This is a genomic window from Haloarcula salina (assembly GCF_049603855.1).
GTDB lineage: Archaea > Halobacteriota > Halobacteria > Halobacteriales > Haloarculaceae > Haloarcula > Haloarcula salina_A.
The window spans coordinates 1513280-1534359 of the sequence record NZ_CP187146.1; the positions used below are offsets into that span (position 1 = coordinate 1513280).

The 21080-nt window shown below is 66.7% G+C and carries 23 protein-coding genes; 11 read left to right on the forward strand and 12 right to left on the reverse strand.

Translation table 11 applies throughout. The features are described 5' to 3' along the window. Positions 1 to 105: 105 nt before the first annotated feature. Together ACOZ4I_RS07905 and ACOZ4I_RS07910 are read left to right on the forward strand one after the other, a co-directional pair. Positions 106 to 351: a DUF7127 family protein gene (locus ACOZ4I_RS07905; RefSeq protein WP_424004629.1), complete on the forward strand. Its 246-nt coding sequence runs from the start codon at positions 106 to 108 to the stop codon at positions 349 to 351. Further along, positions 351 to 2624 (forward strand): CDC48 family AAA ATPase, encoded by a 2274-nt coding sequence (locus ACOZ4I_RS07910; protein WP_424004630.1) that lies wholly within the window; start codon positions 351 to 353, stop codon positions 2622 to 2624. The genes ACOZ4I_RS07905 and ACOZ4I_RS07910 overlap by 1 nt, the downstream gene beginning before the upstream one ends. A gap of 3 nt (positions 2625 to 2627) precedes the next feature. On the opposite strand, the gene ACOZ4I_RS07915 is transcribed toward ACOZ4I_RS07910, so the two are convergent. After that, positions 2628 to 3380: a TrmB family transcriptional regulator sugar-binding domain-containing protein gene (locus ACOZ4I_RS07915; protein ID WP_424004631.1), complete on the reverse strand. Its 753-nt coding sequence runs from the start codon at positions 3378 to 3380 to the stop codon at positions 2628 to 2630. A gap of 146 nt (positions 3381 to 3526) precedes the next feature. Between ACOZ4I_RS07915 and ACOZ4I_RS07920 the strand changes: the two genes are divergently transcribed. Both ACOZ4I_RS07920 and ACOZ4I_RS07925 read left to right on the forward strand, forming a co-directional pair. After that, positions 3527 to 5074 (forward strand): histidine kinase dimerization/phospho-acceptor domain-containing protein, encoded by a 1548-nt coding sequence (locus ACOZ4I_RS07920; protein WP_424004632.1) that lies wholly within the window; start codon positions 3527 to 3529, stop codon positions 5072 to 5074. A 60-nt stretch (positions 5075 to 5134) separates the two neighbouring features. Then, complete coding sequence (locus tag ACOZ4I_RS07925; protein WP_424004633.1) at positions 5135 to 5695, forward strand: DUF420 domain-containing protein; 561 nt, start codon at positions 5135 to 5137, stop codon at positions 5693 to 5695. A 27-nt stretch (positions 5696 to 5722) separates the two neighbouring features. Here ACOZ4I_RS07925 and purF read toward each other — a convergent pair whose 3' ends face one another. From purF to ACOZ4I_RS07945, 4 genes are all read right to left on the reverse strand, one after another. Beyond that, on the reverse strand, positions 5723 to 7162 hold the full coding sequence (gene purF / locus ACOZ4I_RS07930; RefSeq protein ID WP_424004634.1) for an amidophosphoribosyltransferase: 1440 nt from the start codon (positions 7160 to 7162) through the stop codon (positions 5723 to 5725). A 16-nt stretch (positions 7163 to 7178) separates the two neighbouring features. Continuing rightward, the gene (locus ACOZ4I_RS07935; RefSeq protein ID WP_162413945.1) at positions 7179 to 7352 is read right to left on the reverse strand and encodes a 50S ribosomal protein L37e; all 174 of its coding nucleotides are present in this window, start codon (positions 7350 to 7352) and stop codon (positions 7179 to 7181) included. Further along, positions 7349 to 7531: an LSM domain-containing protein gene (locus ACOZ4I_RS07940; protein WP_162413946.1), complete on the reverse strand. Its 183-nt coding sequence runs from the start codon at positions 7529 to 7531 to the stop codon at positions 7349 to 7351. Before ACOZ4I_RS07940 ends, ACOZ4I_RS07935 begins: the two co-directional genes overlap by 4 nt. A gap of 69 nt (positions 7532 to 7600) precedes the next feature. Next, complete coding sequence (locus ACOZ4I_RS07945) at positions 7601 to 8659, reverse strand: M20/M25/M40 family metallo-hydrolase (protein ID WP_424004635.1); 1059 nt, start codon at positions 8657 to 8659, stop codon at positions 7601 to 7603. A 77-nt stretch (positions 8660 to 8736) separates the two neighbouring features. Here ACOZ4I_RS07945 and ACOZ4I_RS07950 point away from each other — a divergent pair, with 77 nt between their 5' ends. Together ACOZ4I_RS07950 and ACOZ4I_RS07955 are read left to right on the forward strand one after the other, a co-directional pair. Continuing rightward, positions 8737 to 9042: a hypothetical protein gene (locus tag ACOZ4I_RS07950; protein ID WP_424004636.1), complete on the forward strand. Its 306-nt coding sequence runs from the start codon at positions 8737 to 8739 to the stop codon at positions 9040 to 9042. 68 nt (positions 9043 to 9110) lie between these two features. Beyond that, a complete protein-coding gene (locus ACOZ4I_RS07955; RefSeq protein WP_424004637.1) occupies positions 9111 to 10061 on the forward strand; it encodes a zinc-dependent metalloprotease in 951 nt (316 codons plus the stop codon). Between the two features lie 13 nt (positions 10062 to 10074). On the opposite strand, the gene ACOZ4I_RS07960 is transcribed toward ACOZ4I_RS07955, so the two are convergent. Together ACOZ4I_RS07960 and ACOZ4I_RS07965 are read right to left on the reverse strand one after the other, a co-directional pair. Next, positions 10075 to 10605, reverse strand: a complete 531-nt coding sequence (locus ACOZ4I_RS07960) for an Rrf2 family transcriptional regulator (protein WP_162413950.1) — start codon at positions 10603 to 10605, stop codon at positions 10075 to 10077. A 75-nt stretch (positions 10606 to 10680) separates the two neighbouring features. Further along, complete coding sequence (locus ACOZ4I_RS07965) at positions 10681 to 12225, reverse strand: alkaline phosphatase family protein (RefSeq protein ID WP_424004638.1); 1545 nt, start codon at positions 12223 to 12225, stop codon at positions 10681 to 10683. Between the two features lie 118 nt (positions 12226 to 12343). Between ACOZ4I_RS07965 and ACOZ4I_RS07970 the strand changes: the two genes are divergently transcribed. The 4 genes from ACOZ4I_RS07970 to ACOZ4I_RS07985 are packed head-to-tail and all read left to right on the forward strand — an operon-like array spanning position 12344 to position 15276. Beyond that, complete coding sequence (locus ACOZ4I_RS07970) at positions 12344 to 13018, forward strand: glycosyltransferase family 2 protein (RefSeq protein WP_424004639.1); 675 nt, start codon at positions 12344 to 12346, stop codon at positions 13016 to 13018. A 2-nt stretch (positions 13019 to 13020) separates the two neighbouring features. Next, complete coding sequence (locus ACOZ4I_RS07975; protein WP_424004640.1) at positions 13021 to 13407, forward strand: DUF2304 domain-containing protein; 387 nt, start codon at positions 13021 to 13023, stop codon at positions 13405 to 13407. Next, positions 13400 to 14257, forward strand: a complete 858-nt coding sequence (locus ACOZ4I_RS07980) for a polysaccharide deacetylase family protein (protein WP_424004641.1) — start codon at positions 13400 to 13402, stop codon at positions 14255 to 14257. Before ACOZ4I_RS07975 ends, ACOZ4I_RS07980 begins: the two co-directional genes overlap by 8 nt. Then, positions 14254 to 15276 carry a lysylphosphatidylglycerol synthase transmembrane domain-containing protein gene (locus tag ACOZ4I_RS07985; protein WP_424004642.1) on the forward strand — a complete coding sequence of 341 codons (1023 nt, stop codon included), beginning with the start codon at positions 14254 to 14256 and terminating at the stop codon, positions 15274 to 15276. Before ACOZ4I_RS07980 ends, ACOZ4I_RS07985 begins: the two co-directional genes overlap by 4 nt. Before the next feature lie 21 nt (positions 15277 to 15297). On the opposite strand, the gene ACOZ4I_RS07990 is transcribed toward ACOZ4I_RS07985, so the two are convergent. The 3 genes from ACOZ4I_RS07990 to ACOZ4I_RS08000 all read right to left on the reverse strand — a co-directional run bounded on the left by ACOZ4I_RS07990 (position 15298) and on the right by ACOZ4I_RS08000 (position 18252). Next, positions 15298 to 17091, reverse strand: a complete 1794-nt coding sequence (locus ACOZ4I_RS07990) for an ArnT family glycosyltransferase (RefSeq protein ID WP_424004643.1) — start codon at positions 17089 to 17091, stop codon at positions 15298 to 15300. Between the two features lie 63 nt (positions 17092 to 17154). Continuing rightward, positions 17155 to 17841, reverse strand: coding sequence for a glycosyltransferase (locus ACOZ4I_RS07995; RefSeq protein WP_424004644.1), 687 nt, complete (start codon positions 17839 to 17841; stop codon positions 17155 to 17157). Positions 17842 to 17913: 72 nt separating this feature from the next. Further along, the gene (locus ACOZ4I_RS08000) at positions 17914 to 18252 is read right to left on the reverse strand and encodes a DUF7344 domain-containing protein (protein WP_424004645.1); all 339 of its coding nucleotides are present in this window, start codon (positions 18250 to 18252) and stop codon (positions 17914 to 17916) included. Between the two features lie 102 nt (positions 18253 to 18354). Here ACOZ4I_RS08000 and ACOZ4I_RS08005 point away from each other — a divergent pair, with 102 nt between their 5' ends. Beyond that, positions 18355 to 18996, forward strand: a complete 642-nt coding sequence (locus ACOZ4I_RS08005) for a helix-turn-helix domain-containing protein (protein ID WP_424004646.1) — start codon at positions 18355 to 18357, stop codon at positions 18994 to 18996. 80 nt (positions 18997 to 19076) lie between these two features. Here the strand turns inward: ACOZ4I_RS08005 and ACOZ4I_RS08010 are convergent, their stop codons facing one another. Together ACOZ4I_RS08010 and ACOZ4I_RS08015 are read right to left on the reverse strand one after the other, a co-directional pair. Then, entirely contained in the window at positions 19077 to 20687 is a 1611-nt protein-coding gene (locus ACOZ4I_RS08010; RefSeq protein ID WP_424004647.1) for a methyl-accepting chemotaxis protein, read from the reverse strand. Beyond that, complete coding sequence (locus ACOZ4I_RS08015) at positions 20684 to 21037, reverse strand: hypothetical protein (protein WP_424004648.1); 354 nt, start codon at positions 21035 to 21037, stop codon at positions 20684 to 20686. The genes ACOZ4I_RS08010 and ACOZ4I_RS08015 overlap by 4 nt, the downstream gene beginning before the upstream one ends. Between the last annotated feature and the right edge of the window lie 43 nt (positions 21038 to 21080).

A 21080-nucleotide genomic window follows, 5' to 3' on the forward strand; every position in this document is an offset into this window, starting at 1 on the left:
AGAGATCAGTGTGAACCGCAATCAAGCAATTCGGTCGTAATTCGCCGCCGTATAGCGTATTTCAGCGAAATGTTTAAATACTTATCGCGCTTACTTGGAGTTAGTATGAATTCAGAGCAGCAGTTGTTCGACGAGACGCCCCTCCGTCGATTCGAGTACGACGACAGCGTCGTGCTCGCGGCGGACGTGGGACCCGCGACCGACGCCACTGTCGACGTGGTCGACGGGACCGTCATCGTCGTGGCCGACGGGCAGCAGTACGAGCAGGACATCCCCGCCGGTGACGCACGAGCGTTTATCAAACACGGTGTCCTCACTATCGAACTGTCAGAGCCGGAGGAAGATCACTGATGAAACTCACTGTCAAACCCCTCAAGCAGAAGGACGCGGGACGCGGACTCGCTGCGATCGACCGCGCCGCGATGGACGAACTCGAACTCGAGAACGGCGACTACATCGTCCTCGAAGGCAAGCAGAGCACCCGCGCGGTCGCTCGCGTCTGGCCCGGCTACCCCGAGGACCAGGGCAAGGGCATCGTCCGCATCGACGGCCAGCTCCGCCAGGAGGCAGGCGTCGGTATCGACGACAACGTCGGCGTCGAGAAGGCCGACGTCAACCCCGCCACGTCGGTGACCGTCGCGCTGCCCCAGAACCTCCGGGTCCGGGGCAACGTCGGCCCGATGATCCGGAACAACCTCAGCGGCCAGGCCGTCACGAAGGGCCAGACCGTCCCCGTTAGCTTCGGGCTCGGTCCACTCTCGTCGATGTCCGGACAGAAGATCCCGCTGAAGATCGCCGAGACCGATCCCTCGGGGACGGTCGTCGTCACCGACTCCACCGAGATCGAGGTCAGCGAGAAGCCCGCCGAGCAGATACGCGGCGGTGAAGGCGCGGCCGGAGCCAGCGACACGCCCGACGTGACCTACGAGGACATCGGCGGCCTCGACGACGAACTGGAGCAGGTCCGCGAGATGATCGAGCTACCGATGCGCCACCCCGAGCTGTTCCAGCAGCTCGGTATCGAGCCGCCGAAGGGCGTGCTCCTCCACGGCCCGCCCGGCACCGGGAAGACGCTGATGGCGAAAGCGGTCGCCAACGAGATCGACGCGTACTTCACCACCATCTCCGGGCCGGAGATCATGTCGAAGTACTACGGCGAGAGCGAGGAGCAACTCCGTGAGGTCTTCGACGAGGCCTCCGAGAACTCCCCCGCTATCGTCTTCATCGACGAGATCGACTCCATCGCGCCCAAGCGCGGCGAGACCCAGGGCGACGTGGAACGCCGCGTCGTCGCCCAGTTGCTCTCGCTGATGGACGGTCTCGAAGAGCGCGGCCAGGTCATCGTCATCGGCGCGACCAACCGCGTCGACGCTATCGACCCCGCGCTGCGCCGCGGCGGCCGCTTCGACCGCGAGATCGAGATCGGCGTCCCGGACAAGGAGGGCCGCAAGGAGATCCTGCAGGTCCACACCCGCGGGATGCCCCTGGCCGAGAAGATCGACCTCGAGAGCTACGCCGAGAACACCCACGGCTTCGTCGGAGCCGACCTCGCCTCCCTGACCAAGGAAGGGGCGATGAACGCGCTGCGGCGCATCCGCCCCGAACTCGACCTCGAATCCGACGAGATCGACGCCGAGGTGCTCGAACGGTTAGAGATCGAGGACGGCGACTTCCGCGAGGCGATGAAGGGCATCGAGCCCTCCGCGCTCCGGGAGGTCTTCGTCGAAGTGCCCGACACTACCTGGGAGTCCGTCGGCGGTCTCGAAGACACTAAAGAGCGCCTGCGCGAGACGATCCAGTGGCCCCTCGAGTACACCGAGGTGTTCGACTCGATGGACCTCGAAGCCGCGAAAGGTGTCCTGCTGTACGGCCCGCCCGGCACGGGGAAGACCCTGCTGGCGAAGGCCGTCGCCAACGAGGCCCAGTCGAACTTCATCTCCGTGAAGGGGCCCGAACTGCTGAACAAGTTCGTCGGTGAGTCCGAGAAGGGCGTCCGCGAAGTGTTCAGCAAGGCCCGCGAGAACGCCCCGACCGTGGTGTTCTTCGACGAGATCGACTCCATCGCGACCGAACGCGGCGGCGGCACGACCGACTCCGGCGTCGGCGAGCGCGTCGTCAGCCAGCTGCTGACGGAGCTCGACGGCATCGAGGAGATGGAGAACGTCGTCGTCGTCGCGACGACGAACCGCCCGGACCTCATCGACGACGCGCTGTTGCGCCCCGGTCGGCTGGACCGGCACGTCCACGTGCCCGTTCCCGACGAGGACGCCCGGCGCGCCATCTTCCAGGTCCACACCCGGAACAAGCCGCTGGCCGACGGCGTCGACCTCGACGAACTGGCCAGTCGGACGGACGGCTACGTCGGGGCCGACATCGAGGCGGTCGCCCGCGAGGCGTCCATGGCCGCGACCCGGGAGTTCATCAACAGCGTGGACCCCGAGGAGATCGGCGACAGCGTCAGCAACGTCCGCGTGACGATGGACCACTTCGAGCACGCGCTCGAGGAGGTCGGTCCGAGCGTCACCGAGGACACCCGCGAGCGCTACGACGAGATCGAGCAGCGCTTCGAGCGGGCCGAGCCCGGCGTGAGCGAGGACACCGGCGCGAGCCGTACCTTCCAGTAGGGCTCATCCCTTCTTCCGGTCGAGGGTCACTTCGAAACACTCGTAGGTCTCTTTTGTCGCACCCAGTCCCCCGATCGTCACCGACTCGCCGCCGGCCACGACGGTGAGCGATCGCTCTGCAGGGGAGGGGCTCGACGCGGGGTAGACGATATTCTGACGGACGTTCGTCACCGCTCCCTCGACTGTCGTCTCGGGGCCGCCGTCCGTCGGGACGACGCGCGCCCGAGCGGTCAGCGCCACCTCGTCGCGCATCGCCAGCGCGGCTTCGAGGACGGCGAACCGGAACTCGGAGAACGTCTGCGGGAACGTGGATCGCTCGGCGACGTATCGCTCCGTCGCCATCTGCCAGTAGTTCCCGAGAAACATCGTGAAGTGGTTGTACGCGAGGTTCCGATTGGCGAACTCGGTGACCTGCGACCGTGAGGCGGTCGACGGGGAGGTGAGGACCTGAAACTGTCCGGTAAGCCCGTGGTGCACGTCGGCGGTCACCAGCAGCGGTGCCATCCCCCGTTCGATGACCCTGACGGCCGTCGCCCGATCGCCGTACGGCCCGTCGCCGTCGGCCGGTTCCCCGTGGATCAGTAACAACACGAGGGCACCCCGGTCGACCGCGTCCCGAAGCGACGATTCGAAGACCGAAAGCTCCGACGCGGGCAGCGCGATAGAGAGGTTCTCCTCGGCGTCGTCGATGATCGACCGCGTCGCTTCGACGACGGCGGATCGCGTGCGGTGTATCCGCAGGCCCGCGTCTTCCATCACTAAATTATGATCGGCGACGTGTATAAACTCCCGGCCGGAGTTGGCCGCTCGCCGTCTCTTGTGACGGAATTCGTGTCAACCACACAGATGGTCGTCCTGCGACGGGTGTAACTTCTTTACGCGTGGGCACCCACATCTCGCTGATGGACTCACAGCCCACCGTCGTCTTCGTCCAGAGCGGGGACGACGACGGGGCCGCGGTCTCGTTTCTGCGCGACAGCGGAATCACGGTCCACTCGGTCGAGGGCGTCCGGGAACTGGAATACGCAATCGAAGAGCACGGCGGGGACTGCGTCGTGACGAACTGCGAAGTCGAGACGGAAGACGGAGCGCGCTATCTGGGCGGACTGGCGGTCGTCGACCGACTTCGGCGGACCCGTCCCGAACTCCCCGTTATCTTCTTCGCCGAGGTGACGAACGGGGACATCGCGCGCGAGGCGTACAGCCGTGACGTCTTCGGCTACGTCCCCGGCACGGTCGACGACGCCCACCAGCGACTCCTCGCGCAGGTCGACGCCGCAGTGGCGTCGCGGCCCGCACGCCAGCGCGCCAGCAAGCGCAAGCAACTCAACGAGGCCGTCCGGCTGGTCAATCAGGCCCTCGTCCGGTCGGACTCGCGTCTGGCGATCGAACGGGAAGTGGCGACTGTGCTTGCCGGTACGTCACGCTACACCGAGGCCTGCACCGTGACGGTGTCGAACGGTGGACCGGTCGTCCGGGCGCTGGGAACCCAGCGGGACCGCGTCACAGTCACCGCCCCGGACCCCCTCGTTCGGGCCGTAACGAGGGACCGACTCGTCGTCGCCGACCTCGACGCGGGGTCGGCCGACGAAGAGACGGCACTCGAACGGGACTGTGTCCGCGTCCTCGTCGTGCCGCTCCTGTACGAGGGAACCAGCTACGGCGCGCTCGCCGTGTACGCCGACCGGATAGAGACGTTCGATTCGGAGGAGCAGGACTCCTTTCGCGAGGTCGGCCACAACATCGCGCTGGCTATCGACGCGACACTGACCAAGGACGCGCTCCAGCAGCGGACGACCGAACTCGAACAGCAGAAGGCCCGGCTCACGGAACTGGCACGAATCATCTCCCACGAACTCAGAAACCCGCTTCAGGCGGCGATGGGGCGCGTCGAGGTCCTCGACACGCGTGGCGACGACACCGACATCAAGGCGATCGAGCGCAACCACGCTCGCATGGCGTTTCTCATCGACGACCTCATGGAAATCGCTCGCGAGGGGGAGCGACAGTACACGGTCGAACCGGTCGACCTCGCCACGGTGGTGGCCGACGCCTGGGAGACGATACAGACTGACGACGCGCGCCTGGTCACGGAGTGCAACGCGACGATTCTGGCCGACTACGATCGGCTCTGTCAGCTCTTCGAGAACTTCTTTCGCCTCGCGACTGATCGGGCAGAACACGTGACGGTTACCGCCGCGGACACCCGGGACGGGTTCGTCCTCGAACACGACGGGCCGTCGCTCGGTACGACCGACGAGGACGCCTTCGAACTCCGGTACTCGTCGACGGACGAGGGGGCCGGCCTGTGCCTCTCGGTCATCCGCGAGATCGCCCGCGGCCACGACTGGACCGTGACGCTCTCGGGTGGCCCCCCGGGTCGCGTCCGCATCGAATTCGGCGGCGTCGCGTCCGCGGCCGGTGAGGGCGACGAGTCGTCCACGGAGTGAGTCCCCGGCCGCTCGCCACCGACTCGAAACCGTATTTTGCGTCCGGTCCCCAGCGTCGGTATGGACCTCCGGGCTCGTTATCGCGTGCCAGCACTGACTGGCCTGCTGACGGTCGTGTCGCTCGCGCTCGTGTTCGGTGCCGTGCTCGGCGCGATCCCGCAGTCGATCGTTCCACACGCACCCGGAACAGTACTCGGCGTGATCCCACACGTCAACGCCGCCATCAGCGCCCTCGCCATCGGGACCATCGTCGCCGGCGTCCGCGCGATACGTCGGGGCGACGTGGCTCGCCATCGGCGGCTGATGCTGTCCACGTTCGGCCTGTTCGCGGGGTTCCTCGTGCTGTACCTCTACCGCATCGTGCTGGAGGGACCGACCGACTTCGCCGGTCCGTCGGTCGTCGAGACGTACCTCTATCTCCCGTTTCTGGCGCTCCACATCGTCCTTGCCATCCTCGCCATCCCGCTGGTGTACTACGTCCTCCTGCTCGCCTCCACGTACCCCGTTTCCGAACTCTCGGCGACGAACCACCCGCGGGCCGGCAAACTGGCGGCAGCGCTGTGGCTGATCTCCTTCTCCATGGGCATCGCCGTCTACGCGATGCTGTACCTGGTGTGGTAACGCGAAAAACGCGCCGACCGGGCCGACTCAGTCGTCGGCCGGATTCGGCGCACCGATGTCGGGCCGTGCGACGTCCCGGTCGGTCGCTTCGCCCTCGATGTCGTAGGGGTACTTCCCGGTGACACAGCCGAGACAGAGATCGGCGCGGCTGGTGTCGAGCGTCTCCGCGATGGCGTCGATCGAGAGATACGACAGCGAGTCCGCCTCGATCTCCTCGCAGATCTCCTCGACGGACTGGTCGCCCGCGATGAGCTCCTCGCGTGAAGCCATGTCGATGCCCATGTAACACGGGGCGACGATGGGCGGCGCGCCGATGCGGACGTTCACTTCCTCCGCGCCGGCGTCTTTCAGCAACTGGATGAGCTGCGTCGAGGTGGTCCCACGGACGATGGAGTCGTCGATGATGGTGACCTTCTTGCCCTCGATGGTGGACTTGATGGGGTTGAGCTTCAGGCGGACGGCCCGCTCGCGCTCGTCCTGGGTCGGCATGATGAACGTCCGACCGACGTAGCGGTTCTTCATCAGGCCCTCCGCGAACTCGATGTCCGAGCCCTCGTCCTGGGCGGCCTCGGCGTAGCCGGAGGCGAACGCGCGCCCTGAGTCGGGGACCGGCAGCACCACGTCCGACTCGACGCCGGATTCCTCCCAGAGCTTGCGGCCGAGTTCTCGCCGGACCTCGTAGACGAGGTTCTCGTCGATGGTGGAGTCCGGGCGCGCGAAGTAGACGTGCTCGAAGAAGCAGTGAGCGGTCTCGTCGTTCTCGACCAGTTGATACGTGTCGTAGCCCGTCCCGTCGGGGTGGAGCACGACGAGTTCGCCCGGCTTCACGTCGCGGATGAGTTCGCCGTCCAGCGTGTCGATGGCGGCCGACTCCGAGGCGATGACGTAGCCGTCGTCGAGTTCGCCGATGCACAGCGGCCGGTTCCCCTCGGGGTCGCGCACGCCGAGGACCGTCTCGTCGTGCATGATCGTCAGCGAGTACGACCCGTGGATTCGGTTCATCGTCCGTTTGACTGCCCGGACCAGGTCCTCCTCCAGGAGATTGCGCGCGAGGTCGTGGGCGATGACCTCGGTGTCGCCGTCTGACGTGAAGGCGTGGCCGAGGTCCGCCAGTTCGTCGCCGATCTCGTCGGCGTTGACGAGGTTCCCGTTGTGCGAGAGCCCCAGCGAGCCGGACTTGAACGAGACCGAGAACGGCTGGGCGCAACACGCGTTGACGCTCCCGGCGGTCGGGTACCGGACGTGCCCGATGCCGTTCGCGCCGTTCAGCGACTCCAGGTCGGAGGGGTCGAAGGCGTCGCCGACGAGTCCCATCTCGACGTGGCTGTGTTGCTGGAAGCCGTCGTGGGTGACGATGCCGGCCGATTCCTGGCCGCGGTGCTGGAGCGCGTACAAGGAGTAATAGAGTGGTCGGGCGGCGTCACGGTCCTGCAGTGAGATGCCAACAACGCCGCACTTCTCGTGCATTTTGTGTGGGGTTCAGTTATTCGCCCGCTTTCGACTGCCACTCGTAGTCACGCCGCTTGGCCGACTCGCCGAACCCGCACGACGAGCAGACCTTCTTTTTCGTGTGATACGACTTCTCGCCACACCGACGACACTTCGTGTGCGTCGTGGTGTTTTTCTTGCCCTGACTCGGTGTTCCTGCGCCAGTCATGGTTTGATGGAAACGACGTTGTCGCCGCGTATAATCGTTGTGTCTTCACCCTCGACGACGAGGTTCATGTGCTGGTCGTAGCCCGTCAGATCGCCCTCGAAAATCTCGCCACCTTTCAGCTGTACGGTGACTTCCTCACCGAGGGACGCTTCGAGTACATCCAGCGGTCGTCCACTCATGTACGGTTTGGATAGTGACGGCCGCTTAAACGTACCGTTTGCGCCGTGGGAGACCGCCCCGCCCGTCGCCTACACGTCGACGCTGAACGGCGCGCTGTCGGACGCTCTGACCGCGAACCCGGCCAGGAGGTCGGCCAGCGCGTCGAGATCCTCGGGATCGATTACTTCCACCGGGGTGTGCATGTACCGGTTCGGCAGGCCGACGTTGACCGACGGGATGCCGCCCCGCGAGGTGTAGAACGCGTCCGCGTCGGTCCCGGTCCGGGTCCCGGTGGCCTGCAACTGCACGTCGATGTCGTCCGCGTCGCCCGCCTCGCGGAGCGCCTCGACGACGACGAGGTGGTTGGCACTCCCGCGCGCGACGACCGGCCCACCGCCGAGTTCGACGCCGGTCTGTTTCTTCCCCGGCGAGTCGGGCGTGTCCGTCGCGTGGGTCACGTCCGCGGCGATGGCCACGTCCGGCGCGAGGTCGAACCCGACCATCTTCGCGCCCTGGACGCCCAGTTCCTCCTGGACCGTCGAGACCGCGTACACCGTCGCGTCGGCGCCGCGCTCGGCGGCCCGTCGGAGTCCCTCCGCGGCCGCCCAGATACCGATGCGGTTGTCCATCCCGCGGGCCGCCAGTCGGCCGTTCTCCAGTTCGCTGAGCGTCTGGACGAACGTCACCGGGTCGCCGCGGTCGACCAGCGATTCCACTTCCTCGCCGTCTTCGGCCCCTACGTCGACGTGCTGTTCGTTGATCTCCGGCACAGAGTCCTCCTCAGGGTCGCGCAGGTGGATCGCCGTCTGGCCGACGACGCCCGATAGCGGCCCGTCTGCCGTGTGAATCGTGACGTGTTGCCCACGCGAGACGGTCTTGTCCGACCCGCCGATGCGCGCGAGTTTGACGAAGCCGTCGTCGGTGAGGTCGCGCACGATGAACCCGATCTCGTCGCCGTGGCCCGCGAGCGCGACGCTCGTGTCGCCGCCCTCGACTTTCGCGACCGCGTTCCCGTAGTCGTCGGTGCGGACCTCGTCGGCGAACTCGCTGACGTAATCGACCCACACGCGCTGGCTGTCGGCTTCGTAGCCGGAGGGGCCGGGCGTGGTCAACAGCGCTTCCAGAAACTCGCGGCGTTCCTCGTCCATACCCCCCGTTACAGGTCACGGGTCATGAAAACACGGGACAGCACAACCGCTAAGGCCCGGCCCGTCGAACGTCCAGTATGGTAGACATTACGCTCTTCGAGCTACACCTCGACGGCGCGGAGTTCACCGCCAACGCACCGTTCAGTTCGTCGGACGAGAACGAGTCCGAGTCCACGTCCCGGTGGCGACGGCGATCGAAATCCCGGTCGAAGTCCCGATCGAGCGACGACGGCGAGTCGGAAGCCGAGGTCGACACCGGATCCGGTGGTGCGAAGAAGGGGCTGCTCGCGCTGTTCGCCGTCGGTGCGCTCGCCGTCGTCGCCGTCGCGCTCGTCCGGTCGCTCGGCGGGAGCGGCGAGGACGACGAACTCGACGAGTCGTAACCGTCAGCCGTCACACGAACGTCTGACACAGGGAGAAGGCCTATTTTCCCCCATCCCCTTCCGAGCGTATGGGACTGTACCACAGCGTCCGGGCCGTAGCCGGTGCTGGCGGCGACGGACCGATCGACTGGACCGCCGTCGCCGACGCCGCGAAGGCGGCGACGGAGCCGGGCGATCTCACCGTCGACGAGGCCGAACGCGACGGGTACGCGACCGACGTTCGGGACGCCAGAACCCGCGTCCGAGCGGTCGGTGAACTCGAGTTCGATCTCCCGGAGACCGTCGAGATCCAGAACCGCCACCACTGGATCGACGCCAACGTCGCCACGTTCAGCCGCGTGATGGAGCCGATCGAACAGCAGGCCGAGTACATCCCGGGCGTCGCCCGCGTCGTCAACACCGGGTCGATGGCCCTCGCGCTCTCTTTCCTCGGGAACAACGTCCTCGGCCAGTACGACCCGCTCTTGCTCGCCGAGAGCGACGCCCACGCGCTGTACTTCGTGCGCCCGAACATCGACCGCGTCGCGGCGCAGTTAGACGTCGAACGCGACCGTTTCCGCCGCTGGATCGCCTTCCACGAGGTCACGCACGCGGCGGAGTTCGGGGCCGCACCGTGGCTCTCTGACCACCTCGAAGACGCGATGGAAGACGCCATCGAGAACCTCACCGACGGGAACCTCGACCGGGCGTCGCTGGGCGAACTCGACACCACGATGACCGCCGTCGAGGGGTACGCCGAACTGCTGATGGACCGCGCTTTCGACGACGAGTACGACGACCTCCGACGGAAAGTCGACGAGCGCAGGCAGGGCCGCGGCCCGGTCGCGACGCTCGTCCGTCGGTTCCTCGGACTGGGGATGAAGCGCCAGCAGTACGAACGCGGAAAAGCCTTCTTCGACGCCGTCGCCGACGCGCGCGGCGTGGGCGCGGCCGGGAAGGTGTGGGAGTCGCCAGAACACCTGCCGACCGACGACGAGATCGAGACGCCGTCGCTGTGGATCGACCGCGTGAATCCCTGAGACTCGGACGGAACTACTTTTCGGGATCTTCGACCGGCGCTTCGATCTTCGCGATGTCCAGGAGAATCTCGCTGTTCGACTCGTCGACGGCCTCGACCGTCCCGGCGATGACAAGCTTCGAGATGGGCGTCGGACCGAGGATGACCGGCTGTCCCTCCTCGAACTGCTGGACGGAGTGCTGGAGGTGGACCCGCGCGCGACACAGTTCGGGGTGGTGGACGCTCGTCAGGTTGATCTCCTCGACGGTCACGTCGACGCGGTCGAAGTCTCGCGCGACGATGACGCTCTCTGCCTCGTCGAGCTGCTGGCGGTCGATGGCGTCGAACGCCTCCGGGGTCGGCTTGTAGCCGCCTGTCGGCCCAGGAATCCCCTCGACGAGGCCCAGCGACGTCAGGCTCTGCATTTGGTTGCGAACTGTGCCCGGATTGCGGTCGATCTCCTCGGCGATTTTCTCGCCGGTGACCGCCTCGCCTGTCTGTTGATACTTGTTTACCAGCGTCGTGAGCATCGTCCGCTGGCTATTGTTCAGATCGATGCTGACCATACGGAGTGTATCGCGACCGGACACTTATCCCATTGGGTTCGATCATTCGAAACCACCGGGTTGTATCGGGCGAGATTACTCCATGTATCCCAGTTGCTTCAGGCGATTTTCGACGGCGTCGTCGTCCCGGTCGTCGCCTCGGTTCGCGGCGCTGAGCGGGTCCCGGCGCTCCTGGGTTCGGTCCTCGCCGAACACCGGGAGGACTTCCCCGCGCATGTCCGTCGGGACGGCGCAATCGGCAGCGGCCAGGATCGTCGGCGCGAGGTCGAGGATGCTAATTCGCTCGAGTTCACCCTGCGGTTCGAAGTCCGGCCCCTTCGCGGCGAAGATGCCGTACGGTGTGTTCTCGGCCGCCCAGCGGTCCGGCCCGCTCTGGACCGTGCCGCCGCCGATGCCGTCGTTGACGTGGACGCCGGGGCGCTGGTCGACGACGACCTCCGGCCCCCCGTCGACGTACGGCCCCTCGTACACGTCCTCGCCGCGGTACACGTCGGTAAACAGCGGGCCGTGCTCGTCTTCCACCTCGCGGAGGTCGGCCATCAGCGACTCCCTGACCGACGCCACGTCGAAGCGGGGGTTGATGTAGATGGGGCCCTGCCCGCTCGCGACGACCTTCGTCCGTTCGAGGTCGATGGCTTCGAGCTTGCGGTCCCGCTTGACGCCGTCGCGCTGGGGCACGAGCTGTTGTATCGACTCGGGGACGACGCGGGCGAGCGTGTCCACCAGCCCGGCCCGCTTCGCTACCGCGAGGAGGTTCTCCCGGTCCAGGCCGACGCGAGTCAGCAGCGCGTCGACGCTCTGGTCGCGGACCTGGTAGCCGTTCTCGGCGAGCCACTCGTTGATGTAAAACTCGGTCTGGGTCGCGTCACAGCCGTGGTCGGACATCAACACGAGGTTCAGATCCTCGCGGTCGTCCAGCCGGCCGATCCACTCGTCGACGAGCGTCCACGCCCGCTTGCAGGGCTCGTCGTCCCAGAAGAAGTGATGGAGGACGTTGAGGTAGAACAGCGTCACGTGGACGAAATCGAGGTCGCGCTCGTCCATGAGCGTGGTCGCCACCTCGAAGCGCTTTTCGAGGAGGTCGAGGATGGCGTCGACCTCCGCGCCGCGCTCCTCGTTCGATGACAGCAGGGGATCCGGGTGGACGCGGTAGTCGAAGCGCGTTTCCAGCTCGTCGGCCAGTTCCGGCGGCGACGTGTAGCCCGAACTGATCGAGCGGTACTCGCCCTCGACGGCGTCGGGGCCGCCCGCGACGACGAGGCCGTCGAGGTCCCGCGGCGGGTACATCGTCGGCATGTTGACGACGCCGGTCGACAGCCCCTCGTCGTTGAGGTAGTCCCACAGCTCCGCGGTGTCGAAGTCGCCGCCGTTCATCACGTCGATTTCGCCGGCTTCGAGGTCGACGTTCTCGAACCAGAACACGCCGAAGCCGCCGGGGTCCTTGCCCGAGGAGTAGCACTTCCAGTTCGGGAAAGTCACGGGCGGCAGACAACTCCGCGTGCCCGCCCAGGTCCCCGTGTCCCGGAGGGCGGCCAGATTCGGGAGGTCGCCGGACGCGAGCCACGGGTCGAGCAGTTCCCAGCTCGCACCGTCCAGTCCGACGACGAGCGTCTTCGTCATGTCCGCAGAGACACGGGCGAGTCACTAGTCCCTTTCGCACCCGGTCTGTCACCTCGGTGACGGGCGTCCGGTTCGGAGAACGACAATTCTAAGTGAACAGCTAGCGGCGTTCTCACCAGTGCGAACAGTCGCCGTCATCCCCGCGTACAACGAGTCGACCACCATCGGGTCGGTGATCGACGGGACGAGCCGGCACGTCGACGAGGTCGTGGTCGTCGACGACGGCTCGACGGACGACACTGCCGAAATCGCTCGGGAGCACGGCGCACACGTCGTCACCCACGTCTTCAACACCGGCGTGGGCGGCGCGGTGCGGACGGGCTACCAGTACGCGATCCGCCACGACTTCGACTTCGTCGTTCAGGTCGACGCCGACGGGCAACACGACCCCGAGAAGATTCCGGCCCTGCTCGAACACGCCGAGGACGCGGACATGGTCATCGGGAGCCGCTACCTCAACGAGAGCATCGACGACTACCCGCTGATCCGGCGACTCGGCATCACCTTCTTCACGGGCGTCGTGCGCAAACTCGGCGGCATCGACATCACCGACGTGACCAGCGGCTTCCGCGTTTACCGGGTCTCGGCCCTGGAGAACATCCTCCACCGCTCGGACAACCACTGGGCGGTCGAACAGACGCTCGACGCGGCCCAGAAGGGCCAGCGGATCACCGAGGTGTCCATCGAGATGCCGATACGAGACGAGGGCGAGTCCCAGTTCAGCCTCGACACGCTCGTGCTCTATCCGATTCGGATGACGGACACGGTGTTTCGCGTCCTCCTCTTTCGATAACCATGGTGTTCCAGTACGACTACTCGCTCGTCAATCTGCTCGCGTTCGTGGTCGGCCTCGCCTTCCTCTTCAACGGCTACGTCATCGTCAGGAGCGAACGGGAATCGCTGGAACTGTTCGTGATGTCGCTGCTCATCGGGACCGGCCTCATCGTCGTCGCGCTGGTCCCGAACGTGTTCCAGCTGGTGGCCAACGTCCTCGGCCTCGAACTGAAGGCCCGCGCCATCCTCGTCATCTCGAACCTGACGCTGTTCGTCGCGGTCACGTACCTGCTCAACCGCATCGGCCACATGTACGACCGGCTCTCGCGGTTGAACGAGGAGCTGAGCCTCCTGCGGAGCGAGCTCGAAGAGCAGCGGATCGACTTCGAGGACCGGCAGGATGACTGACCGCGCGGTGCTGTCGATCGACTTCGAGCTATTCACCCAGACCCCGGCATACCGGAGCGCCTCCGGGACCACGGACCGCGAGGGCGTGGGCCTCGACGGCGCGCGGTTCTTCCGTGAAGCGCTCGCCGAGCGCGGCGCCAGTTCGACCGCGTTCGTCGTGTCGTCGGCGGCAGAAGCGTACCCGGACGCCGTGCGGGCGTTGGCCGACGACGGAATCGAAATCGCCTCGCACACCCACTCTCACCGGCTCCTCTCGAATCTCGACCACGAGGCGCGGCGCGAGGAACTGGCCCGGTCGAAGCGCGTCCTCGAACGACTGACCGGTGCGACCGTCTCGGGCTTTCGCGCGCCGGCGTTCGACATCACCGACGATCACTTCGACCTGCTCGCCGCGACGGGCTACGACTACGATTCGAGCGTCGTGTCCAGCCGGTCGATCCCCGGCTGGTACGGCGGTGAACACGACGTACACGAACCGGTCCCGGCGACCGAAATTCAGGCCGACGCGCCCGCGTCGATCACCGAATTCCCGGCCAGCGTCATGCCGGGCGTGCAGTTGCCACTGACCGGAACGTGGCTCCGGTTTTTCGGCGTCCGCTACACGATCTGGGGCATGAAACTGCTGGCCCGGCGGGGGATCACGCCGATGCTGTACGTCCACCCGTGGGAGCTGTCGGACCTGCCCGAAGTCGAGGGCGTGCCGACGCGGGTGTACGTCCGGACCGGCGAGTGGATGCGTCGGGCGGTCGAGCGCATCTTAGCACAGGACTTCGAGTTCACGACGGCGCGGGCCGTCTTAGACGAACGGGCGAGCGACGAGGCGCGGCCGGTCAGGGGCGAGACGGCGTGACGGCGCGCGGTCGTGACCTCGCCATCACGGTCGCCCAGTACGGCGTCGCCGTGGCGGCGCTCGCGTGGCTGCTGACCCAGTTCGACGTGGGTAGCGCGCTCGATTTGCTCGCGAGCGTTAGCGTCGAGACGACCGTGGCGGTCGTCGCGGTGAGCGCCGTCGGCATCTGCGGGCGCTTCTACTCGTGGCACGCCGTGCTGTCGCCGCTCGCGCCGGTCCGGTTCCGCTCGGCCGCCGAGACGACGCTCGTCGTGAACTTCGTCAATCAGTTGCTGCCCTCGCGGCTCTCGGGCCGGCTGGCCGCGCCCTTCGTCGTCCGCAGCCAGACCGGGATGGCCTACAGCGACGCCGCCGCGGCGACCGCGGTCCACACCGGCGTCTACGCCGTCTACTACGGCCTCGGGGCGACGGCGGGCCTCCTGGTCGCCGCGACGCGGCTCCGTATCGAACTCGTCGCGCTGCTGGCGATCGCGACCGGCCTGTACTTCGTCGCCGGCCTCGCCATCATCCTCGCCGGCGTGAACCTCTCGTACCTTGACCGATTCATCGACGGACTGGCGGGAGTCGCCGGGCGCGTCCCCCGCGTGGGCGACGGGCTCTCGACGCGCATCGACGGCCTGCTCGCGTTCACCGACAGCTCGACGGCGACGTTCGCGCGGCTGGTCGAGAGCCCCGGCGTCTGGCTGCGGTACGGCGCGGGCTGGGCCGTCGACCTCGTGCTCGCGCCGGGCGTGCGCGTCGGCCTCCTGCTCGCAGGCTTCGGCGTCACCGTCGAGCCGCTGGTCGCGCTACCGCTGTATCTGCTCGTGGCGTACAGCGTGACGCTGCTGCCGTTGACGCCCGGGGGAATCGGCGTCACCGAGGCGACGGCGACGGCGGTGTTCGTCGCGCTCGGCGTCCCCGCGGAGGTCATCGTCCCCGTCGTGTTCGTCGACCGGTTCCTCGGCATCTACCTCCCGTCGCTCGCCGGCTGGTACCCGTCGGTCAGACTCGACCTGTCGGCGCTGTCGACGGAGTAGAGAAGCGACCGACCGGCCGTCTCAGAACGGCGGGTGTCGGTCCGGGTCGCACGCGCCCGCCTGCTTCCGTTCGAGGATGAGCGTGTACTGGTTCGCCGCGAGTTCCTGCTCGTCGGCGAACTGGTCCGTGTGCGGGACGACGCCGAGGCGAAGCAGGTCGACGAACGACCCCGGCGTCGGGCGCTGTGGGACGAAGTTCGGCGGTCGCGTGCCGAACTCCGCGGCGATCTCGTAGTTGTACTCCTCGTTCAGGAGCTTTCGGAGGTACTCCTTCTGGAAGTCGCCGTTGCGGTAGTACGTGCCGTCCTTGAGATACAGCAGGTCGCGATAGCCGACCTGGATGTACCGCGGGCAAGTCATCGCCGCCTCGGCGTCCGAGTCCTCGCCGAAGACGTGGCGCACCGTCATCGAGTGGGGCACGGCGGCGTCCTGCATGTCGCGGCGCGTGATCTCCAGCACGTCGCCCTCCTCGCCGTGTTCCTCTAGCCAGGCCGTGGCCTCGTCGCGGGGCATCGACGCGAACTGGGCCGTCCCGACGCCGGCGTAGATCGCCGTCGTCACGAGGACGACCGCCATCAGTGGCCGAGCGACTCGCGGCGAGCGCTCCCGTGCGCGCACGAACGCGAACGCGACCAGTAGCGCCACCAGCGGGAAGGTCGGCAAGAGGTGGTGGACGCGGAAGTCGTGCCACTGGGAGAACAGCGCGACGTAGGCCGTCAGGCCGGTCAACAGGAGCACGGTTCCGTGGAACGACGACGAACGACGCCGGAGCGTGGCGACCACGCCGACGACGCTCGCGACGGCGGCGGCGAACAGCGGCAGGCCGAACGCGCTGAAGTAGCCGCGGAGGAACCACCACCAGATCGGGGCGTCGGGACCGGTCGCGTGGTTCATCCGCCCCGTGGACCCGCCGAAGACCCGCTCGATGAAGGGTTCCGGGCCGGCGACCAGCGCGGTCGGGAAGCCGAGGACGATCATCGCGAAGCCGAACAGCGCGCCGCTGACGAGCAGTCTCGGCCCGACCAGCGTCTCTGTCAGCGGTGCGTCCGCGGCGTGGGCCCGGAGGAGGAACGCGACGCCGATGAACAGGATCACCGGCGCGGCCGTGAGCTTGAACGCGATGGCGACGCCGCCGGCCGCGCTCGCCGCGAGGAACAGTGTCCCGTCGTCGGTCTGGACGTAGCGCACCAGCAGGTAGAGCGCGAGCAGGACGAAAAACAGCGCCGGCATGTCCTCGCCGGCCTCCTTCGCGATGGTGAGGAAGCCGAAGGTCAGCGACAGCACGACGGCCGAGAGGCGGCCGGCGGTGCGGCTCTCGATAGCGACGCCCAGGCGGTAGGTGAGGTAGACACAGCCGATGGCGGCGGCGACGTTCGTCAGCCGGATGAACACGAGGCTCCACGTCCAGATCCACTCCGGTGTCGCGGCCCAGGCCTCGTAGTGGCCGAACTCCCAGCTGGGAAAGGCGATGGTCGTGAAGGCACTCAGGTCGCCGGTGACGGCGGCGACGAGCACCACCGGCAGGATGGCCAGCGCGTAGAGGTAGAACGTCGCGCCGAAGGGGACGCGGCTCCACTCGACGCCCGCCTTCAGGCCCTCGTAGCTCGGGTTTTCGAGGACCGAGCCGTACGCGACCATCACGTCCAGCAGGCGACTGTGCTCGTCGCGCGTCGCGAAGTTCGGGATGCGGTGCCAGAACCAGAAGCCGACCATGACGACCGACAGCAAGAGGATGTAGCGGAGGTACGGGTCCGCGCGGAGGTCCGCCTTCAGCTGGTCGACGGCGTCGGTTGGCAGTGTCCGCCAGCGGCTCATCGTGTCACTGCTCCGGGGAGTGCGTTCAAAAGTCTGCCTTTCTCGTGCGGAGTGCCGTCCGTCTCAAAAGTACTCGGCGTCGAACTCCCGCCGGAAGACGTAGTGGTTCGCGTACCCGCGGACGTACTTCGCGAACAGTGAGAGGTAGCCCTCGTCCGCCTCGCGGCGGGCCGAGGTCGCCACGCGGGAGTCGGCGTCGTAGACGATGCGTCCGCGGTCTTTCATTCGCAGCGAGAGCTCCGTGTCCTCCATGAAGGGGATCTCCTCGTCGAAGCCGCCCGCCGCCTCGAACGCATCGGCCCGGAAGCTACAGTTGAAGCCCGGTTGCTGGACGAAGCCGACCGGCCAGGAGACGCGGTACCAGTAGTCAGACAGCAGTTTGAACAGGAGTCGGTGTTTGAGGTCGTCTTCGAGCGGGCGGGCCGGACCGCCGACGCCGACCACGTCCGGATCCGCGTAGTGGCGGCAGTGGAGTCGGACCCAGTCGTCGGGCACGACCGTGTCGGCGTCGGTAAAGCACAGCACCGAGTTCGTCGCCGCCTCGGCCCCGCGGTTTCGGGCGGCCCCGGCTCCTCCCTCGTCGGACCGGACGACCGCGTCGACGACCGGGGACTCCCGGGCGACGCGCTCGGTTCCGTCGTCGCCGCCGGCCACGACGACGACCTCCGCCGACTGGGATTCGAAGGGAGCCAGACAGCGCGACAGTGTCTCCGCCTCGTTGTGGGCCGGGATGATGACTGAGGCGTCCATCTGGCGCTCTCGTACACCGTACAGACACAAATACCATCCGATGCGCCGAAACGCGGTCCGCTGTCCGGCCCCTCACTCGGTGCCGAGTCCGTCGTCGACGGTTTCGGCGAGGACCGCTTCCACGGACGGCTGCTCGTGGTACCGGACGGCGTTGCTCCGCGGGTCGTACTCGACGAATCCCGCCTCCGAGAGGTGTGGCAGGACCGCGTGGTGGAACCGCACCCGGAGGCGGTCGCGTGCCACGTTGACGCCCTCGCGTTTCGCGAACGCGACGAGGTCCGCCACCGTCGCGCTGTCGGCCCCGGTCCGCAGGAAGTACCGGAAGACGACGCGCCGCTCCTCGTCGGCGAGCGCTCGATACAGGTCGTCCGCTCTGTCTGGAGCCAGCTCGCCGAGAGCGCTGCAAGTCATATGATAGCATTTATTGTGTTCAACTATTTAGCACACTGCCGTAGTTTTCCTGCAGTTTATATCGTTCCACGGCATAACGTGTCTCCTTCAACCCACTCAGCCATGATTATCGCGGAATTCACCATCGACCACCCGGTCCTCCGGGAACCACTCTCCAGCGTACCCGGGACCAAAGCGGAGTGGGAACAGACGTACGAGCGGGCCGGCGAGCCACCACAGATGACCGTCTGGATCACGACCGGCGACTTCGAGGCGTTCGAGGCCGCTCTGTCGAACGATACGGGCGTCACGAATCCGACGGTACTCGCGGATGTCGGGGACCGGCGACTCTACCGCGTCGAACTCACCGACCTCGGCCGGGCGACGAACCTGGTGCCGGAAATACTCGACGCCGGTGGCGTGTTCGAGCGAGCGATCGGATCGAGCGAGGGGTGGCGCTGTCGGGTCCAGCTACCCGACAGAGGCGGCCTCGCAGACATCGCCGAGTTCTGTCGCGACAACGGCCTCGATTTCACGTTCGAGCGCCTGTACTCGCGGGCCGACAGCGAGGTGCAGTCGGACGTCACACTGACTGCCGAGCAGCGAGAGACGCTGCTGGCGGCGGTCGAGACCGGCTATTTAGAAATCCCACGGGAGTCTTCGCTCGCCGAACTCGGCGACCGCCTCGGCGTCTCCGAGACGGCCACCTCCGAACGCTTTCGGCGCGCGGTGAAGAATCTCACCGAGCAAACGTTGATGCAGTGAGCGCACGCGAGCGACGATAGAAACAGCGTCATCGAGTCGTCCGCTTCGTCAAGAAACCGCGACAGAGAGAGCCGGCGGAATCAGTCTCCGTCGCTGGCCCCGCTCCCGTCGGTCACGGCCGTCAGATCCGGGTTCCCGTCCGTCGAGAGGCCGGCACCACCGGACGCAGCGAACTCGAAGGCGTCGAGCAGTTCCGAGAGGTCTTCGGCCTGGTCCGAGAGGTGGACCACGTCGTCGGTCACGCCTTCGATGGCGGCCGTCTGCTCCTCCGCGGCAGCGGCGGCGGTCTGGGCACCGGAACTCGTCCGTTCGGTCATCGTGTCGAACTCCTCGACCATCGCAACCACTTCCTCCGACGAAGCGGCCTGCTCGTCGGTCGCGTCGTCGACGGACTGGATGCCGGCGTTGACCTCCTCGACGTGATCGAGGATGTTTTCGAGGACGCCGATGGTCTCCTCGACCGTCTCCAGGCCGTTGTCGACGCGCTCGTCCATCTCGTGGATGCCGTCGACGGCGTCGGTCGTGGACGCCTGAATCGTCTCGATGCGGTCGCCGATGCGCTGGGTGGCCTCGCCGGTCTCCTGTGCGAGGCCCTTGATCTCGTCCGCGACGACGGCGAAGCCCTCGCCGGCCTCCCCGGCGCGGGCCGCTTCGATGGAGGCGTTGAGCGCGAGCATGTTGGTCTGCTCGGCGATGTCCTCGATGACGCTGACGATTTCGCCGACCTGCTCCATCTCGTCGTCGAGGGATTCGACGTTGTCGATGGTCGATTCAGCCTGGTGCTCGATGGCCTCCATCTCGGACTTCGCCTCGGTCACGTGTTCGCTCCCGACGGAGCCCAGTTCGGACGCCCGTGCGGACTTCTGTGCGACCTCGTCGGTCGAGGACGCGATTTCCTCGATCGTCGCCGACAGGTCGGTCATCTCGTCAGTGACCTGTCGGACGTTGTCGTGTTGCTGATCGGTGTTCGAGGCGATCTCTTCGACGTTGTCGCTGACCTCTCGGCTCGCGTTGCGGACCTCCTCGGCGCTGGCGCTGAGTTCGTCCGTCGAGTCGTCGACCTGCCCGGCGAAGCCGGTGACGGTCGTGAGCGTCTCCGAGAGCGTCTCCATCATGTCGTTGAACGCCGTCGCGATCTCGCTCATCGCCTCCGCCCGGCTCTCGGGGTCCATCCGCTGGGTGAAGTCCCCGTCGGCGGCCGCGTGCATCGCCGCGCCGAAGGACTCGGCTTTCTCCTGGAGGTGCTCGTTCAGTTCTTCGGACGCCCGTTTCGCCTGTTCGGCGTCCTGTCGGGCCTCCTCTGCCTGTTGCTTGGCCGCTTCCGCCTGCTTTCGTTGCTCATCTGCGGCCTCGCGCTGTTCCTCGGCCTCTGCGCGCCTGCTCGCCGCCTCCTTCGTGGCCGTCTTGAGGTCTTCGACGGTCGCGATCGTGCCGGTCGAGGAGATCGCGACGACGCCGACGAGGACGGCCAGCAGCGACGTGCCGAGCGCGTCCATGATCGCGCCGGCGACGCCAACCCACTCCAGGAAGACGACGCCCGTCCAGAGGAACCCGATCGCCGCGGCGAACGCGAAACTCGCCCAGAATCCCGAATCGAGGTCGGTATCACGGTACGTTTTCACGCTGAGGACGACCGTCGCGGCGAACGCGACGACCGCGACGAAATCGGCGAAGATGATCGGTGCGCTCACGTCTCTGCCCTCCCGCCGTCGGCGGCGACCTCCGGGCCGCTCGTTGCAGCGGCTTCAGGATCCTCCTCGTCGTCGTTCCCAACAACCTGCTTGCGGCGGATGTACGCCGCAAACAGGAACGCTAAGCCCGCCCCCATCAGGCCGAAGTAGTGCTCGATGTAGTTGAGAACCGTTGGGAGAAACAGGTTCTCGACGTTGGTCACGACCGTCGCCACGATCAACAGCATGTAGCCGACGACGAACAGCCGTGAGCTCCGCCGGTATCGAAGTAACACCGGGACGAGCCCTATTAGTGCGATAATGGGTAATACAGCCTTGTGTGGGTCTAACGCGGCTAGTCCTCCTTGCATGGCCTGATATCACAGGGAAGCTAATGATATACGTTACCGCCCC